The sequence below is a fragment of the Stenotrophomonas chelatiphaga genome, from assembly GCF_032054965.1.
Classification (GTDB): Bacteria; Pseudomonadota; Gammaproteobacteria; order Xanthomonadales; family Xanthomonadaceae; genus Stenotrophomonas; species Stenotrophomonas chelatiphaga.
The window spans coordinates 22,927-38,810 of sequence record NZ_DAMBRS010000007.1 but is presented as its reverse complement, the minus strand read 5'-3'; the positions used below and the strand labels follow the sequence as shown (position 1 = coordinate 38,810).

Annotated in this window: 18 protein-coding genes; 6 read left to right on the top strand and 12 right to left on the bottom strand. The window is 67.8% G+C overall.

Annotated elements, in window-relative coordinates:
- Positions 1-51: 51 nt before the first annotated feature.
- The 7 genes from RTX79_RS10580 to RTX79_RS10550 form a co-directional block, all read right to left on the bottom strand.
- Complete coding sequence (locus RTX79_RS10580) at positions 52-1,419, bottom strand: leucyl aminopeptidase family protein (RefSeq protein ID WP_312683651.1); 1,368 nt, start codon at positions 1,417-1,419, stop codon at positions 52-54.
- 4 nt (positions 1,420-1,423) lie between these two features.
- Positions 1,424-2,143 carry an HAD family hydrolase gene (locus RTX79_RS10575; RefSeq protein ID WP_123699867.1) on the bottom strand — a complete coding sequence of 240 codons (720 nt, stop codon included), beginning with the start codon at positions 2,141-2,143 and terminating at the stop codon, positions 1,424-1,426.
- Between the two features lie 31 nt (positions 2,144-2,174).
- Positions 2,175-3,272 (bottom strand): AI-2E family transporter, encoded by a 1,098-nt coding sequence (locus tag RTX79_RS10570; RefSeq protein ID WP_057507524.1) that lies wholly within the window; start codon positions 3,270-3,272, stop codon positions 2,175-2,177.
- Positions 3,273-3,340: 68 nt separating this feature from the next.
- Positions 3,341-3,862, bottom strand: a complete 522-nt coding sequence (locus RTX79_RS10565; protein ID WP_312683650.1) for a protein sip-5 — start codon at positions 3,860-3,862, stop codon at positions 3,341-3,343.
- On the bottom strand, positions 3,859-4,338 hold the full coding sequence (locus RTX79_RS10560; protein ID WP_057507522.1) for a phage holin family protein: 480 nt from the start codon (positions 4,336-4,338) through the stop codon (positions 3,859-3,861). Before RTX79_RS10560 ends, RTX79_RS10565 begins: the two co-directional genes overlap by 4 nt.
- An 8-nt stretch (positions 4,339-4,346) precedes the next feature.
- The gene (locus RTX79_RS10555; RefSeq protein WP_042613320.1) at positions 4,347-4,712 is read right to left on the bottom strand and encodes a hypothetical protein; all 366 of its coding nucleotides are present in this window, start codon (positions 4,710-4,712) and stop codon (positions 4,347-4,349) included.
- A gap of 113 nt (positions 4,713-4,825) precedes the next feature.
- A complete protein-coding gene (locus RTX79_RS10550; protein ID WP_312683649.1) occupies positions 4,826-6,253 on the bottom strand; it encodes a Do family serine endopeptidase in 1,428 nt (475 codons plus the stop codon).
- A 425-nt stretch (positions 6,254-6,678) separates the two neighbouring features.
- Here RTX79_RS10550 and RTX79_RS10545 point away from each other — a divergent pair, with 425 nt between their 5' ends.
- Complete coding sequence (locus RTX79_RS10545; RefSeq protein WP_312683648.1) at positions 6,679-7,659, top strand: histone; 981 nt, start codon at positions 6,679-6,681, stop codon at positions 7,657-7,659.
- A 109-nt stretch (positions 7,660-7,768) separates the two neighbouring features.
- Complete coding sequence (locus RTX79_RS10540; protein ID WP_312683647.1) at positions 7,769-8,443, top strand: hypothetical protein; 675 nt, start codon at positions 7,769-7,771, stop codon at positions 8,441-8,443.
- Between the two features lie 10 nt (positions 8,444-8,453).
- On the opposite strand, the gene RTX79_RS10535 is transcribed toward RTX79_RS10540, so the two are convergent.
- Positions 8,454-8,810 carry a DUF1428 domain-containing protein gene (locus RTX79_RS10535; protein ID WP_312683646.1) on the bottom strand — a complete coding sequence of 119 codons (357 nt, stop codon included), beginning with the start codon at positions 8,808-8,810 and terminating at the stop codon, positions 8,454-8,456.
- 320 nt (positions 8,811-9,130) lie between these two features.
- Between RTX79_RS10535 and RTX79_RS10530 the strand changes: the two genes are divergently transcribed.
- Positions 9,131-9,703 (top strand): Ax21 family protein, encoded by a 573-nt coding sequence (locus RTX79_RS10530; protein WP_312683644.1) that lies wholly within the window; start codon positions 9,131-9,133, stop codon positions 9,701-9,703.
- 94 nt (positions 9,704-9,797) lie between these two features.
- Here RTX79_RS10530 and RTX79_RS10525 read toward each other — a convergent pair whose 3' ends face one another.
- The gene (locus RTX79_RS10525) at positions 9,798-10,187 is read right to left on the bottom strand and encodes a DUF6165 family protein (protein ID WP_057507516.1); all 390 of its coding nucleotides are present in this window, start codon (positions 10,185-10,187) and stop codon (positions 9,798-9,800) included.
- 219 nt (positions 10,188-10,406) lie between these two features.
- Between RTX79_RS10525 and RTX79_RS10520 the strand changes: the two genes are divergently transcribed.
- Positions 10,407-11,063 carry a TorF family putative porin gene (locus tag RTX79_RS10520; RefSeq protein ID WP_428695995.1) on the top strand — a complete coding sequence of 219 codons (657 nt, stop codon included), beginning with the start codon at positions 10,407-10,409 and terminating at the stop codon, positions 11,061-11,063.
- A 222-nt stretch (positions 11,064-11,285) separates the two neighbouring features.
- Here RTX79_RS10520 and RTX79_RS10515 read toward each other — a convergent pair whose 3' ends face one another.
- Positions 11,286-11,768 (bottom strand): DUF1456 family protein, encoded by a 483-nt coding sequence (locus RTX79_RS10515; RefSeq protein WP_057687425.1) that lies wholly within the window; start codon positions 11,766-11,768, stop codon positions 11,286-11,288.
- A 124-nt stretch (positions 11,769-11,892) separates the two neighbouring features.
- Here RTX79_RS10515 and RTX79_RS10510 point away from each other — a divergent pair, with 124 nt between their 5' ends.
- Positions 11,893-12,375, top strand: coding sequence for a hypothetical protein (locus RTX79_RS10510; protein WP_312683635.1), 483 nt, complete (start codon positions 11,893-11,895; stop codon positions 12,373-12,375).
- A gap of 79 nt (positions 12,376-12,454) precedes the next feature.
- Positions 12,455-13,207 (top strand): SDR family NAD(P)-dependent oxidoreductase, encoded by a 753-nt coding sequence (locus tag RTX79_RS10505; protein ID WP_123699860.1) that lies wholly within the window; start codon positions 12,455-12,457, stop codon positions 13,205-13,207.
- Positions 13,208-13,295: 88 nt separating this feature from the next.
- Here the strand turns inward: RTX79_RS10505 and RTX79_RS10500 are convergent, their stop codons facing one another.
- Both RTX79_RS10500 and argS read right to left on the bottom strand, forming a co-directional pair.
- The gene (locus tag RTX79_RS10500) at positions 13,296-14,171 is read right to left on the bottom strand and encodes an SPOR domain-containing protein (RefSeq protein WP_312683632.1); all 876 of its coding nucleotides are present in this window, start codon (positions 14,169-14,171) and stop codon (positions 13,296-13,298) included.
- Between the two features lie 20 nt (positions 14,172-14,191).
- Positions 14,192-15,880: an arginine--tRNA ligase gene (gene argS, locus RTX79_RS10495; protein WP_057687429.1), complete on the bottom strand. Its 1,689-nt coding sequence runs from the start codon at positions 15,878-15,880 to the stop codon at positions 14,192-14,194.
- Between the last annotated feature and the right edge of the window lie 4 nt (positions 15,881-15,884).

The window sequence follows — 15,884 nt, the reverse complement described above, 5'->3', positions numbered from 1 at the left end:
GCCCTGCCTGACCATTCGCGACTTAATCCCCTCCGTCCCCTTTTTCAGGGGTCAGGCGTAGCGGGCTTTCAGCATGGCCCAGGCCGAACGCAGTGCCAGGGCTTCGCCGCCGGCGGGGCGGCCGGGGCGCTCGCCGTCGTTCCAGGCATACACGTCCAGGTGGGCCCAGCGCTGGCCGTCGGCCAGGAAGCGTTCCAGGTACAGCGCGGCGGTGACCGCGCCACCCATCCGTGAACCGGCATTGGCCAGGTCGGCGATGCCGCTGTGCAGGTAACGCAGGTACGGCCGCCACAGCGGCATCCGCCACACCGGGTCACGGGTCTGCTCGCCAGCCTGCAGCCACTGCTCGGCCACCGCGTCATCGTTGCTGAACAGTGCGGGCAGGTCCGGACCCAGCGCGATGCGTGCCGCGCCGGTCAGGGTGGCGAAGTCGAGCACCAGGTCCGGCTGCTGTTCGCTGGCGAAGGTCAGCGCATCGCCCAGGATCACCCGGCCTTCGGCATCGGTGTTGTCGATCTCCACGCTCAGGCCCTTGCGCGTGGCGATCACTTCGCCCGGCCGGAACGCATCCGGGCCGATCGCGTTCTCCACCGCCGGCACCAGCAGGGTCAGCCGCACCGGCAGGCCCTGGGCCATCACCAGCCCGGCCAGCGCCAGCGCATGCGCCGCGCCGCCCATGTCCTTCTTCATGTTGCGCATGCCGTCGGCCGGCTTGATGTCCAGCCCGCCGGTATCGAAGCACACGCCCTTGCCGACCAGCACCAGCGACGGATCGGTGTCCTTGCCCCAGCGCAGCACGATCAGCCGTGGCGCGCGGTGCGAGGCACGGCCCACCGCGTGGATAGCCGGGAAATCCTGCTCCAGCAGCGCGTCGCCGGTGATCGCCTCCAGCTGCGCGCCGTGCGCGTTGGCCAAGGCGCGCGCGGCGTCTTCCAGCTGCTGCGGCCCCATGTCTTCGGTGGGGGTGTTGACCCAGTCGCGCACGCGCAGGCTCGCAGTGACCAGTGCGGCCACCTCGGCCGACGGGCTGGCCAGCAGCCGGGCCGGTGCACGGTTGCGCGCCTTGTAGCGGTCGAAGCGATAGCTGCCCAGTCCCCAGCCCAGCTGCAGCAGGTCCTGCTGCGCCGGCTCCAGTGCGGTGGCCAGCGTCCACACCGTGCCTTCGGGCAGCGCGTGCGGTGCATGGGCATAGCTGTACGCATCGCCTGCGTCGCCGATCCCGATCACCGCACCGGCAATGCCGTGCTCGCCCGGCAGCAGCGCCACGCTGTGGCCGCTGGCGGTGAAGTTCTGCGACTGCAGCCACGCCTGCAGCGCCGGCGGCTGGGAGGCATTCCATGCCTTGAACTGCTCCCGGTCCAGCACGTGCAGCGGCAGCGCCTGGTCGGAGGTGGCAACGAAACCGGTGATCTCGGTCATGGGGTCAGGCGCTCCTGGTTGCGCTGGCGGCGGGGTTGGCATCAAGCCAGTCGGCCAGCCCGGTGAGGGTGTCGAACTGCAGGTCGGGCTGCAGCGAAGGGTGGTTCCAGCGGGCCGCTTCGCGGTTGATCCAGCAGCCGCGCAGGCCGGCGGACATCGCCCCGGCCACGTCCATTTCAACGTGGTCGCCCACGTGCAGGACGTGCGCCGGTGCAACGCCCAGGCGCTCGCAGGCGGCATGGAAAATGCTGGCGACCGGCTTGGCTGCGCCGTGTTCGCGCGCGCCCAGCTGGAAGGCGAACAAGTGCGCCACGCCGATCCGCTCCAGGTCGGCGTTGCCATTGCTCAGCGCTGCCACCGGCACCCGGGCAGCGATGCGCTGCAGGGCATCCAGCGCATCCGGGTAGTACTCCACCTGGTTGCGCGCGGCATAGAACGCTTCGTAGGCCGGCTCCAGCAGGGCCGGGTCGGCGCCGCTTTCCTGCAGGGCCTGCTGCAGCGTCAGCCGGCGCAGCGCACTCAGGTCGTGGTGCAGGTGGGGATTGTCGACGTAGGCGCGCTCGCGCAGTTCACGCATCGCCGCCTGCGGAAACATCGCGGCCGTGGCGGGACTGTGCTGCAGCATCCAGTCGTGCAGCACCTGGTCGATGCGTGCGCCGATCGGAGCGAAGGGCCACAGGGTGTCGTCGAGGTCGAGGGTGATGGCTTGGATGGGAAAGTTCACTCGGCCATTCTACGCCCGTCGCCAACGGCTTTCATTCCAGCAGCCGTGACCAGCCCTGCATGCCTTCCAGCCGTGCCAGCACCAGCTTCACGCAGACCAGCAGCGGCACCGCAAGCAGCAGCCCGACGAAGCCCCACAGCCAACCGAAGATCATCAAGGCCAGGATCAGCACCAGTGGCGAGAGTTTCATCCGCCGGCCCAGCACGATCGGGGTGATCAGCTGGCCTTCCAGCGCGTGCAGCGCGAGGTAGCAGGCGGCCGGCAGGATCGCCTTGAGCGGATCGGGGAACTCGACGAAGCCGACCAGCAGCATCAGCGCCACGCCGATGAGCGGACCCACGTAAGGAGCGAAGTTGAGCAGCGCTGCCATCGTGCCCCACAGCAGGGCATCCTGCATTTCCAGGCCCAGCAGCATCAGCGTGCCGGCGAACACCAGGCCGACCAGGCTGTTGATCACGGTGATGGTCAGCACGTAGCGCGACACCTCGCGTTCGATCGACCGCAGGATATCGGTGGTGAAACGTTGTTGCTGGCGGTTGGGGAACAGCGCGATGGCGTGCCGCTGCAGGTCCTGGCCGTAGATCATGAAGAACAGGGTGAGCAGCACCACCGCCAGTACCGAAGCCAGCAGGCGCGGGGCCTGGGTGATCGCGCGGTACGGATCGTCCAGCTGGGTGCGCACCACCTGCACGCGCCGGGTGCCTTCGCCGGCGGCCACGCGGGCGAAGTTCTCGGCGGCCTGGTTGGCCTGCTGCACCGGTTTGGTCAGGTTCTGCACCTGGCGGCCGATCTTGCGCAGCTGCTGCGGCGCTTCCTGCGCCCACTCCATGGTCGGCACCACCAACTGCACGGCCAGCGCCGTGGTGGCACCCAGTCCCACGACGATCACCAGGATGGCGCCGAGTGCACGCGGTACCCAGATGCGTTGCAGCAGCCGCAGGATCGGGTTGCCCACCAGGGCGAAGAACATCGCCAGCAGGATCGGCAGCACCACCGGCTGCGCGGCCCACAGCGTGAACGCGACGGCAAGCGTGGCCAGCACCACCAGCGATACCGGCGCGCGCGGACGCGAAGGCGGTGGCGCAACGAGGGACGGTTCGGCCGGGACGCTGGAAAGGGACTCGCTCATCGTCGCACCGGCAGGGGAAAAGTTCCCCATTATCCGCCCGCCGCGATCAACGCGGCGGGTTCACCGTGTCAACGTTCGGACAATTCGGTTGCGGCTTCGGCCGGGCGTGGACCGATGGAATCATCCTGGTCCTGGCGGCCGAGACCGGCCTGGGCAGGCGCCTGCGGCGGGGATGCCGCGGCTGCCGCGGCCGCCGCGCCGGCGGCTGCACCGGCAGCGGCAGCGGTCGCACCGGGGTTCACCGCATCATCTACTTTGTCCGCAGCGGCATCGGCCTGCTCTGCGGCATCGTCTGCCGCTCCGGCCGCATGCGCGGCCATCGCCGAAGCGAACGCGGCCTGGCCACTGGCCAGCAGGTTGGATACCGAGCCGACCATCTGCAGCCAGCGTGCACCATTGACCTTGCCGGGGATTTCCAGCTTGCCGACGACGAAACCGCTGGCCACGCCGGCAACGATGATGCGCAGCGGCGACCAGCCACTGCGCCACACCTGGCTGAGTACACCCCAGTGGTCCTGGGTATCGACCAGCCGCACCGCGACCACCTGTTCGCAGCGCTTCACCCGGCTGCGCAATACGCTGAACTTCATGGCTTGCCCTCCGGGATCTTGACGCCGGCATCGGGGTCTTCTTCATCGCCGGGCTCGTCGAACAGACCCAGCTTGGACAGCTGCCGGCGGGTGGAATGCATGCCGGTGTGGTGGAAGAAGTAGGACACCCGCCACGCGGCCACGCCGGTTATCGCCAGGCTGAGCAGCGAGGTGATCAGCAGCGCATGCAACCAGGACATGCCCCAGCTCTGCAGCAGGGCGATCAACGTGGCCGCCATCAGCAGCCACGCCGATGCGCCGAACACGATCGCCACCCCGGACCATGCCAAGGCACGGCCGAAGGCACTGCGTGCCAGGGCGAAGTCAGCCGACGCGAGCCGGCGCAGCGAGCGGAACGAATGCTTCGCCGCATCCACCGTCGCGCGGCTGGCCTGGCTGACCTGGCGGATGCTCTCATCCAGCGGCGGGGTAGCCGCTGGATCAGGCCCGTTGGCGGTGTTGTCGCTTTCGCTCACGCCGCGGCTTACTTGTCGCCGCCGCTACGGGCAAGCTTGGCGATCAGCCAGCCGGCAGCGAAAGCGACGCCGAACGACGCCAGCGGACGTTCGCGGATCAGTTCGGCGGCGCTGTCGACCAGGTCCTTGCCCTTGTCCATCAGTGCATCGACCTGTTCCTTGGCAGCGGCACCGCCGAACTCGGCAGCGGCCAGGCCGGACAGAGCGGTGTCGGACAGTTCGGCCTTGACGTTGGCCTTGCCGATCCGCAGTTCATCGCCGGCCGCACCCGTGGCGCCCTTGATGGCGCTGCCAGCCGCGTTGGCGGCCGACTTCAGGTGGGTGGAGGCTTCGCCCAGGTGGTCCTTCAGGTTTTCGGTATTGGTGGGGCTCATCGCAATCTCCTGCTTCAGTGAGTAAGGCGGCCGCCGTCCCGACATGCGGGATGGCCACGGACGACATGGATACCATCGCCCGGGTATAGGGGGCGTTACGGTACGTCATGCCATCAGCGCATGACCAACTGCCCCCTGGCATTACCCCGCACGATGCGCAGCACCAACTGCTGCGGCGGCTGCTGGAAGTTGGCCCGCCAGCTGGCGAGGTCGGCGAATTCACCTGCGCTGGCCTCGGTCACGATGTCGCCCTTGGCAAGGCCGGAAGCGGCAGCGCGGCTGCCGCGGGTGACCTCGTTGACCAGCACCCCGCTGAGCCCGGACTGGCGCAGCGACTCGGGCAGGTCGACGAAGGTGGCACCGCCCAGGCGCGGGTCCAGCGTGTCGCCACTGATCGCGCGCGCCTGCTCCTTCAACGTGGCCTTGACCTGTACCGGCTTGCCATCGCGACGCAGTTCCAGGGTCATGGCGCTGCCCACCGCGGCCAGTCCTTCGATGTTGTGCAGCGCCTGCGCGCTGTCCACGCGTTGGCCGTTGGCGGTCACCACCACGTCGCCGGCGCGCACGCCCGCCGCCGCTGCGGCCGATCCTGCCAGGACCCGGCTGACCAGCGCACCGCGCGCTTCGCTCAGGCCCAGGCCCTGCGCCAGCTGCAGGGTCAGGTTCTGGCTTTCGATGCCCAGCGTACCGCGCACCACCACCCCATGCTTGACCAGCTGGTCGACCACGTTGCGCGCCAGGTTGGACGGAATGGCCAGCCCCAGGCCGATGTTGCCGGCCATGCTGCCCTGCGGGTTGAAGCTGGCGGTGTTGATGCCCACCAGCTGTCCCTGCAGGTTGACCAGCGCGCCGCCGGAGTTGCCCGGATTGATCGACGCATCGGTCTGGATGAAGTTCTGGTAGCCCAGCCCGCGGATGCCGCTGCGGCCGACGGCCGACACGATGCCCGAGGTCACGGTCTGGGTGAAGCCGAACGGATTGCCGATGGCGACCACGAAATCACCCACGCGCAGCTGGTCGCTGTTGCCGAGGGTGATGCCGGTGAGGCCCTGCGCGGGGATGCGGATCAGCGCGATGTCGGTGTCCGCATCCGAACCCAGGAATTCGGCCTTCACCGTGCGTCCATCGGACAGGGTGACCTGCACGTCGTCGGCGTTGTCGATGACATGGTGGTTGGTCAGCACCAAGCCTTCGGCGGCGTCGATGATCACCCCAGAACCCAGCGATTCGTTGATGCGTTCCTGCGGCACGTCCGGGAACAGGCGGCGGAAGAACGGGTCTTCGAAGAAGGGATTGCGCACCCGCACGACCTGCTTGGTGTTGACGCTGACCACGGCCGGGGTGACCTTCTCCAGCATCGGTGCCAGCGAGGGAACCGGCTGCCCGGCGACCGCAGCGGGCAGCGCGCTGGTGGCCGGGATGGTGATCGGCGCCGGCGCTGCTTCGGCGCGGTTGTCCAGGTGTGCATTGATGCCGCTGGCGACGAAGCCGCCGAAGGCTGCGGCCAGTGCGAGCGTAAGCAGGGTCGGAATCGGTCGCATGGGAATCGGTGTCCGGGCAGGAAGGTGGAGTCGAGCGCACTCGAGGGTGGAGGCGAGCGCCGCAGGGAGCTGCGGCAGGGCCGCGGAAGTGTCTCCCGCGCTGGATAAACATGCCATGAAAGAAACCGGCTGGCACAGCGGAAGTTGCGCAGTTCCGCGCAAACCCCGCTGCCGATGTCGTATCGGCAAGCGGACGTGCAGGATCGCGGCGGCGGCGCGCAGCGACGTCCGCAGTGCGCGATCATCGCTGCGAAACCCCTTGAAAACGAGGGTTTTCAACTTGCCGTGCACGTCGATGGCTGCGCGCGACTGCAGCCACCATCGCCGCGCGCGCTTGCGCCTGCGCAGTTTCCCGTTCCACGATGCACCTTGCCGGTATAGCATCGCCTCCGTTTTGACATTCCAGCCCCCCAGGAGGGCAAATCATGAGCAACGGTAATGGTGTGACGACGACATTGAGCGAGACCGTCGAGACTGTAAAGGAAGCTGCAACCAACGTTGGCGAGACCATCGCCCACACCGCCGAAGACGCGGTGGCTGCGGTCAAGACCACCGCCAAGCGCGTGCGCAAGGCGGCCACCACCCGCGTGGTCGCCGCCAAGAAGGCCGTTGCCAACGTCGAGAAGACCGTCGCCAAGAAGGCTGACAAGGCCGCCAAGTCGGTGGGCAAGTCGATTTCCAAGGCCAAGCAGAAGCTGGAAGCGGCCAAGCAGAACGCACAGGCCGAAGCGGCCGCGCTGAAGAAGGTCGTGGCCAAGAAGAAGGCCGCCGCCACCAAGACCGTTGCCAAGAAGGCTGCCGCAGTGAAGAAGACCGCAACCAAGAAAGCTGCCGTAGCCAAGAAGACCGTCGGCAAGAAGGTCGCCGTGGCCAAGAAGACCGCGACCAAGAAGGCCGCTGTTGCCAAGAAGACCGTCGCCAAGAAGGCCGCTGTCGCCAAGAAGACCGTCGGCAAGAAGGTCGCCGTGGCCAAGAAGACCGTCGGCAAGAAGGCAGCTGTCGCCAAGAAGACCGTTGGCAAGAAGACCGCGGTTGCCAAGAAGACCGTCGCCAAGAAGGCGGCTGTTGCCAAGAAGACCGTCGGCAAGAAGGCCGCCGTTGCCAAGAAGACCGTCGCCAAGAAGGCGGCTGTTGCCAAGAAGACCGTCGGCAAGAAGGCCGCCGTTGCCAAGAAGACCGTTGCCAAGAAGTCGGCTGTCGCCAGGAAGTCCGTTGGCAAGAAGACCAGCGTCGCCAAGAAGGCCGTTGCCAAGAAGTCGGCAGTCGCCAGGAAGGCCGTTGCCAAGAAGACCACCGGCGCCCGCAAGGCCGTTGCCAAGAAGGCAGCACCGGTGAAGAAGGCCGCCCGCAAGGCGCCGGCCAGGAAGGTCGCCACCCGCAAGGCCGTGACCAAGCGCGGCAAGTAAGCGCGCTGGGCGTCCCCTGTCGCCGGCTGGCGGCAGGGGATGCCGATGATGATGCGCCTGCACACACGTGGCAGGGCATCATGGGGGCCTCGCCCAGGAGCACTCCCCCATGCGTGGTCTCGATTTCAGTTCATGGCAGGCCGTGCTGTCCACCCTGGGTGGACTGGCCATCATCACCCTGCTGGGCGTGGGTATCCGCCTGCTGGTGATGCAGACCCTGCAAGCGCGCCGCGAGCGCGAAAACCGCCAGATCAATGAACGGCTGCGCACCTTGATGGCGGCCTACAAAGTGCTGGGCGGATCCTTCACCGGCGATCTGGGCGTCGATCCTTCGCACCTGCGCCAGCTGCGCGAACGCGCACACCAGCAGGGCATCGTCGAACCCGGCTCGGACCGTTCGCGCCGCATCCGCGATGCCGTGGAAGCGGCGCTGTCGGACATCCTGCTGCTGGGCACCGATGACCAGGTGCGGCTGGCCGCGCATGCCGCCACCGAACTGGCCCAGGGGCGCCCCGTGCATACCCATGCACTGGTGGTCTCGCTGCGTGACTTCATCCGTGAGGCGCTCGACCTGGCCCCGATTCCCACGGGCCTGGAGATTCCGCACCAGGGGCCGACCCGTCCGGCCGCAGGCGGTGCGGCGAAGGGCCGTGCCGATGCGGGCGAACGCGGCGGCAAGGCCGGCGGCGGCGGTGGCGGCGCAGGCATGGGCGCGATGGGCGGCCTGGGTGCCGGCATGGCCGTCGGCACCCAGGCCACCGACGACACGCCCGAAGCGCGCTGACCAGGCCGCGTTACGGTAGCTCGACGATCGGCGTGAACCCGCCGAAGATCATCCGCTGTCCGTCGAACGGCATCGGGTTGTTGGCCGGGTCCATCCGCGGGTCGTCCATCATCTTCGCCATGCCGCTGTCGCGGGTGGCCTTGTCCGGCCACTCCACCCACGAAAACACCACGGTCTCGTTGTCCTTGGCGCTGACCGCCCGGTAGAAATCCGTGGTCGTGCCGTGCGGTACGTCCTCGCCCCAGCATTCGACCACCCGCGTCGCGCCCAGCTCCAGAAATACCGGGTCCATGCTGCGCGCGTGGTCGATGAACGCCTGTTTCTTGTCCGTGGGTACCGCCAGGACGAAGCCGTCGATGTAGCTCATTGCCTGTTCTCCGGATGGCCCGCGGATGCGGGACCTTCATGGGTATGACGAACCAGTAGCGTGCAGAACGACATGGCGTGGCGTCATCGGCCGCATTCGGGCTGTTTACGCCCGGCCACCGTCGCGGCGCGTGAAAGCCGCATGCACACCTGGAAATGAAAGGCGCGCGCGTATGCCTGAAAACAGCTGAATAGCAGCCAAAAATGGCTTTTCCACTTTCAGGATGGGGTTAGGTCAAAAAACGGAAACTTTACATCCCCCGATGCGACGGCGCTCTGGCGCTGCTGCAACAAAAACCAGAAAGACAAGAGGTTGTACCCATGAAGATGTCCCTGATCGCACTCGCGCTGGCTTCGGCCCTGCCGTTCGCTGCTTCGGCTGCCGAAAACCTGTCCTACAACTACGCCGAAGGCAACTACGTAAAGACCGACGCCGACGGCGGCGATGCGGAAGGCTGGGGCGTCAAGGGTTCCTACGGCGTGCTGCCGAACATGCACGTGTTCGGCGAGTACAGCCAGCAGGAAGTGGACGGCACCAAGCAGGACGTCGACCAGTGGCGCCTGGGTGTCGGCTACAACGTCGAAATCGCCCCGTCGACCGACTTCGTGGCCCGCGCCGCCTATAACAAGTTCGACCCCAAGCATGGCTTGGATTTCAACGGCTACAGCGCTGAGGCCGGCATCCGCACCGCGTTTGGCCAGCATGCCGAAGTCTATGCCATGGCCGGCTACGAGGATTACAGCAAGAAGCACGGCATCAGCCCGGATGGCGAGTGGTACGGCCGCCTGGGCGCCCAGGTCAAGTTGAACCAGAACTGGGGCATCAACGGCGACATCAAGATGAACCGCGATGGCGACAAGGAAATGACCGTCGGCCCGCGTTTCAGCTGGTAATACCGCAGCGGCCTGCTTTGCGCAGGCTGGGTGCATGCGGAAAGGCCCGGCATCGCCGGGCCTTTCTCGTTTTCACGATCGCAGAACGTGCCCGCTATTCGCCCTGGTACTGCTTCTCTTCCACCAGCGCCGAGCCGGCCACCCGGTTGATCTCGTTCTTGACCTGCACGCGCTCGCCGTTGGTGCCGTAGACACCGCGTGCCAGCTGCACGAAGGCATCGTCGAACACCTGTGCAGCTTCCTTGTCGCGCAGCTGGTCCTGGATGTCCCACATGCGCTCGTTGATCGCCTTCAGCTGCTGCTTGAGCGCGTCCAGTGCCGGCTGGTTGCCACGCTGGGCCTCGAACAGCGGCAGCAGGCCATCCAGTTCGGTGCGCACGTTGGCCAGTTTGTCCGCATCGTCGATGCGCTCGGCCTTGATTTCCAGGATGGTGATCTTGTCGATCAGCTCACCGATCGATACAGGGGTCAGGATCGCGTCCACGCAGGTGCTCCGTTCAACAGGCCTGCATGATAGCGCGCAGCCACCGGGCCGATGCGAGGGCAGGCTTTACGCAGGCTTTGCGCGCAGGGGCCCCTGGCACCCTCGATCGATTACGCGGTCGGCGCCCAGACTGCGCAGCTCCGGCGGCAGTGCCGCCCAGCAGACAAGGGTGATGGAATGAAGTGGCAAGTACTGCGCGGCGTGGGCGTGGCCGGCGTGATGGCAATGGGCCTGGTGACCGTGGAAGAGGCGCAGGCCGATGTCAGCGGCAGCCTCGCGCTGGCAAGCGACTACGTCTGGCGTGGCAGCTCGCAGACCGGCGAAGATCCCGCCGTGCAGGCCGGCGCGCGCGCCACGCATGCCACCGGGCTGTACGCCAGCCTGTGGGGATCCAACGTAGCGTTCGAACCGGATATCGCCGCACGCAGCGAGTTCGATGCCGTATTCGGCTGGAGCGGCGAACTGGCCCCGCACTGGAGCCTGGACGCCACGGCGACCCGCTATCTGTATCCATCCACCGGCCGCGCCCTGGACTGGACCGAGCTGTCCGCCACGGCGACCTTCAGGCAGCGCGCCTGGCTGCAGCTGGCGCACTCGCGCGACGCGCTGGCCGGCGGCCATCCCGGCACCTATGCGCAGGTCGGCGTGCGCCTGCCCTTGTCAGGCGCGACGCGCCTGGAAGCGGCTTATGGCCACTACGCACTGGCACGTGCACAGGCCCGCGACTACCAGCACGTGCAGCTCAGCGTGGTTCACGCCATCGCCCCGCAGTGGGAGCTGCGTGCCACCGGCCACGCGACCGACAACGCCGCCCGCCACCTGTTCCCCGGCAACGCCGGCACCCGGCTGGAGGTCGCCCTGCAGGCAACCTTCTGATCCCGGCGAATGTCGCCGAGCCTCCCCGGAATCCCGCCGAGCACGGCTCGGCGCTACCGACGCCGGGAAACCGTCCGGGGGCGGGCGGGGTGGGGGTGCGGGGCCTTGAGCGGCAGGAGCCGCGAAGAGCTACGAGGACGTACTTGCGCGTGCCCCGCACCCCCACCCCGCCCGACCCCTGCACCGTATGCAGCTGTTGCTCCGGAACCAGAAGCGCGCGACTCAGCCGTTCGAAGCTGCACCGCGCACGCGCAGCACCAGTCCCTTCAGGAAGTACCGCATCAACTGGTCGCCCGCCTTGCGGAAGTGCTTGTGGTCGCGCTGGCGGAACACCGCGCTCAGCTCCGGCTTGGACACCGCAAAGCCCGCCGCCTGGAAAATCTCCTGCAGGTCCACGTCGCGCAGCTGGAAGGCCACGCGCAGCTTCTTCAGGATCAGGTTGTTGTCGATCCGCGTCTCGATCGCACGCTGCGGCTGGCTCTCGTCGCGCCCGCGCAGGTGCACGATCAGGCCGTCCAGCACGTGCGCCAGCGCCTCATCGCTGCAGGGCTCGGCACCGGCTTCGTTGTCCGGCTTCAGCCAGGCGTTGACCTGCTCGGCCGTGACCGGGAAGGCAGGGTCGGCCAGCTCGCACAGCACCACCACGTGGTTGTCGCTCAGGTCCAGGGCAAAGCGCAGGCTGCGCAGCACATCGTTGTTGATCATTGTCTTCCACACCGCCGGCAGGGAGCGCCGGGACCCGCATTGTACCGTCCGCGTCGCTGTCATCCTGCGGTCATCGAACTGCAGCACAGTGCGCTCCTCGACCCCTGAAGCAGGATTGCCCGCCATGCGCCCTTGGATTCCCCTGCTGCTGGCCGTGCTGCCGGTCGCCTGCCCGGCGGCGGCGCAGGACCGCTACGTGCCGCTGGAACAGCGCCTCGACCCCGCGCGGCTGGCCGACGTCGGCCTGACCCCGGACCAGCTGCAGCAGCTGAACGGCCTGCTGCGCGACGCACAGGCACACGCGCCGGTCGCAGTCGACGCGCCGCCGCCGACCGCGCGCGCCACGCCGCCCGCCGCCGCCCCGATGTTCATCGGCCTGGACGACGGCCCGATCAAGGCGCATGCCACCGGCAGCATCAGCGGCTGGCAGCCGGGCACGCTGTTCACCCTCGACAACGGCCAGCAATGGCAGGTGCTGAAGGGCGAAATGACCCTGCGTCGCGTGCTGCAGGACCCGCCCATCGAAGTGGTGCCCGGCATCGCGGGCCGCTGGTTCCTGCAGGTCGACCCGGACCTGCCGAAGGCGCGCGTGTTCCGCGTGCGCTGAGCGCGGGCGACCGATCCGGCAAGGCAGGCGGCGGCCGACAGTGACAGAATATCGGCCTGGATCTTCCTGGAGTTGCCTGATGACCCGTACCGTCCTGATCACCGGCGCCACCTCCGGCTTCGGTGCTGCTGCCGTCCACCGCTTCGCGAAGGCGGGCTGGAAGGTGATCGCCACCGGCCGTCGCGGTGAGCGCCTGCAGCCGCTGGTGGACGCCTACGGTGCCGACCAGGTGCACGCGGCGGTGTTCGATGTCCGCGACGCGGTCGCCATGGAAGCGGCGCTGCTGGCGCTGCCGCCGGCGTTCGGGCAGATCGACCTGCTGGTCAACAATGCCGGCCTGGCGCAGGGCACGCTGCCGGCCCAGCACGCCAAGCTGGAAGACTGGCGCACCATGATCGACACCAATGTCACCGCGCTGGTCACGTTGACCCATCGCCTGCTGCCGCTGCTGGTGGAGCGCAAGGGCGCGATCATCAACATCTCCTCGGTGGCCGGGGTCTATCCGTATCCGGGGGGCAATGCCTACGGCGGCACCAAGGCCTTCGTCAGCCAGTTCTCGCTGGGCCTGCGTTCGGACCTGCACGGTACCGGCGTGCGGGTGACGACCATCGAACCGGGCATGGCCGAAACCGAGTTCACCGTCGTGCGCACCCACGGCGACCAGGCCGCATCGGACAAGCTGTACACCGGCGCCAACCCGATGACCGCCGAAGACATCGCCGAGCAGATCTACTGGGTGGCCAGCCTGCCGCCGCACCTGAACATCAATCGCCTCGAACTGATGCCGGTCAGCCAGTCGTATGCCGGTTTCCAAGTGGCGCGCGAAGGCTGAGGCCGCCCGGCGAGACACCCGCTGGCGCATGAAAAAGCCGGGCACTGCCCGGCTTTTTCGTTGATGCGCTCTGCCGCCGCGGCGGGCGTTACTGCGCCTTGATCGCCATCGCCTGCAGGCCGGTTCCATCCAGCTTCTGCTTCGCCTCGGACAGTTCACCGGCGGTGCCATACGGGCCCATGCGCACGCGGTAAACGGTCTTGCCGTTGATCTGCGCCGATTCCACCCGCGCCGCCAGCCCGATCATCGCCAGCTTCGCCTTGGTGGCCTCGGCGTCGCCGGACGCGCCGAACGCGCCGGCCTGCAGGATGTAGCGCACGTTGCTGTCGACCGGGGCGGCCGCCGCAGCAGGCGTTGCCGCTGCCGTCGTCGGTGCGCTGGTTGCCGCCGCCGGCGGCGTCGCGGTGCTGGCCGGGGCAGCGGGGCGCTCGCTCAACGGCGCCGGAAGCGCGGTGCTGCGCACCGGCGCGGTGCTTGCCACCGTCGCCGTGGCAGCGGTGGTGGTGGATGCCGTGGACGCCGGCGCCGGCGCGGCGGCCGGGACCGGCTTGCCTTCCAGCGCGGCCTGCGCACGCTGCGCCTCGCTGCGTGCCAGGCGCTGTTCCTCGGCGCGGGTGCTGGCGGCCAGCTCGGCGTCGGACATCTCCACTTCCTTGCCCGGCAGCAGCGTGTAGAAATCGTACTGGGTTGCCGGCGGCTTGGCCGGGGTGGCCGGCTTGGCCGCCGCAGGCGTTTCCACCTGCGTACCGACATCCCCTTCGGCCTCTACCACCGGCGCCGGCTGGGCGTTCGGATCCGGGCGCGGACCTGCCCGCAGGAAGCCATCGGCATCTCCCTTGAACAGGTTCGGCGCGGCCAGGAACACCACGGCGGCGATCGCCACGCCGGCGACCAGCCACACCCACCCCGGCGTTCCCTGGCTGCTGTTGCGCCGTGCCTGACTCTTGCCGCGTCGTGCTGCCATGTCTACTGCTTCTCCAATGCTTACATTTTTTCCGGGGCGCCCACGCCCAGGAGTTCCAGGCCATTGCGCAACACCTGGCGCGCTGCGCTGGCCAGGGTGAGCTTGGCATCGCGGTCGGCGGCATCTTCCACCAGCACCGGCGTCCCGTGATACCACGTGTGGAAGGCGTGCGCCAATTCACGCAGGTACTGCGCCACCAGGTGTGGTTCAAGCGCGATGCCGGCCGCCTCCACCACCTCCGGGTAACGCGAGATTTCGTTCATCAGGTTCAGCGATGCGTCGTCCTGCAGGGTGCGCAGCGCCGCCAGTCCCTGTTCCTGCGAATACACCAGTCCCTTTTCCTGCGCCTGGCGATGCAGGCTGCAGACCCGGGCATGGGCGTACTGCACGTAGAACACCGGATTGTCGTTGCTCTGCTGGCGCGCCAGGTCGATGTCGAAGGTCAGCTGCGAGTCCGGCTTGCGCGCGATCAGGAACCAGCGCGTGGCATCACGCCCGGCTTCGTCGATCAGGTCGCGCAGGGTGAAGTAGCTGCCGGCCCGCTTGGACAGCTTCACTTCCTCGCCGCCGCGCATCACCGTCACCATCTGGTGCAGCACGTATTCCGGCCAGCCCTGCGGAATGCCCACGCCCATCGCCTGCAGGCCGGCACGCACGCGCGACAGCGAGCCATGGTGGTCGGCGCCCAGTTCGGTGATGGCGCGCTCATAGCCACGCTGCCACTTGGTCAGGTGGTAGGCCACGTCGGGCACGAAGTAGGTGAAGGTGCCGTCGGACTTGCGCATCACGCGGTCCTTGTCGTCACCGAAATCCGTGGAGCGCAGCCACAGCGCGCCGCCCTCTTCGTACGTATGCCCGGAATCCTGCAGGCGCTGCACCGCTTCGGCGACCTTGCCATCGTTGTACAGCGAGCTTTCCAGGAAGTAGATGTCGAAATCCACGCCGAACGCGGCCAGGTCCAGGTTCTGCTCGTTGCGCAGGTAGGCCACGGCGAAGCGGCGGATCGCGGCGATGTCGTCCGGATCCTTGGCGCCGACCACGGTGGTGCCTTCCAGGTCCACGCTGGCACCGCGCAGGTACGCGTCGGCCACGTCCTGGATGTAGTCACCGCGGTAGCCGCCTTCGGGCCAGCCGGCGTCATCGGGCTTGATGCCCTTGGCCCGCGCATGGGTGGACAGCGCCAGGTTTTCGATCTGCACGCCCGCATCGTTGTAATAGAACTCGCGCTTGGCGTTCCAGCCGTTGGCATCGAGCACGCGCGCGATGCAGTCGCCGATCGCCGCGGCACGGCCGTGGCCCACGTGCAGCGGGCCGGTCGGGTTGGCCGACACGTATTCCACGCCCACGGTACGTCCGTTGCCGGACAGGTTGCGGCCGTAGTCGTTGCCTTCCTTGATCACGCTGGCCGCTTCGCGCTGGAACGCGCTGCCGGCCAGGTGGAAGTTGATGAAGCCGGGGCCGGCAATCTCGACCTTGCTGACGTCCGCGCTCTGCGGCAGCGCGTCCAGCAGCGCCTGGGCGATCGCCCGCGGGTTGCTGCGCGCGGCTTTGGCCAGCAGCATGGCGGCATTGGTGGCGAAGTCGCCATGCTCGCGGGTCTTCGGGCGTTCAACCACGAACTCGGGCGGAATCGAGTCGGCGGGCAGGGTGCCATTGGCGCGCAGGGCTTCGATGCCTTGGCTGATCAGGGCGCGGAGGAGATTTTTCACGTGG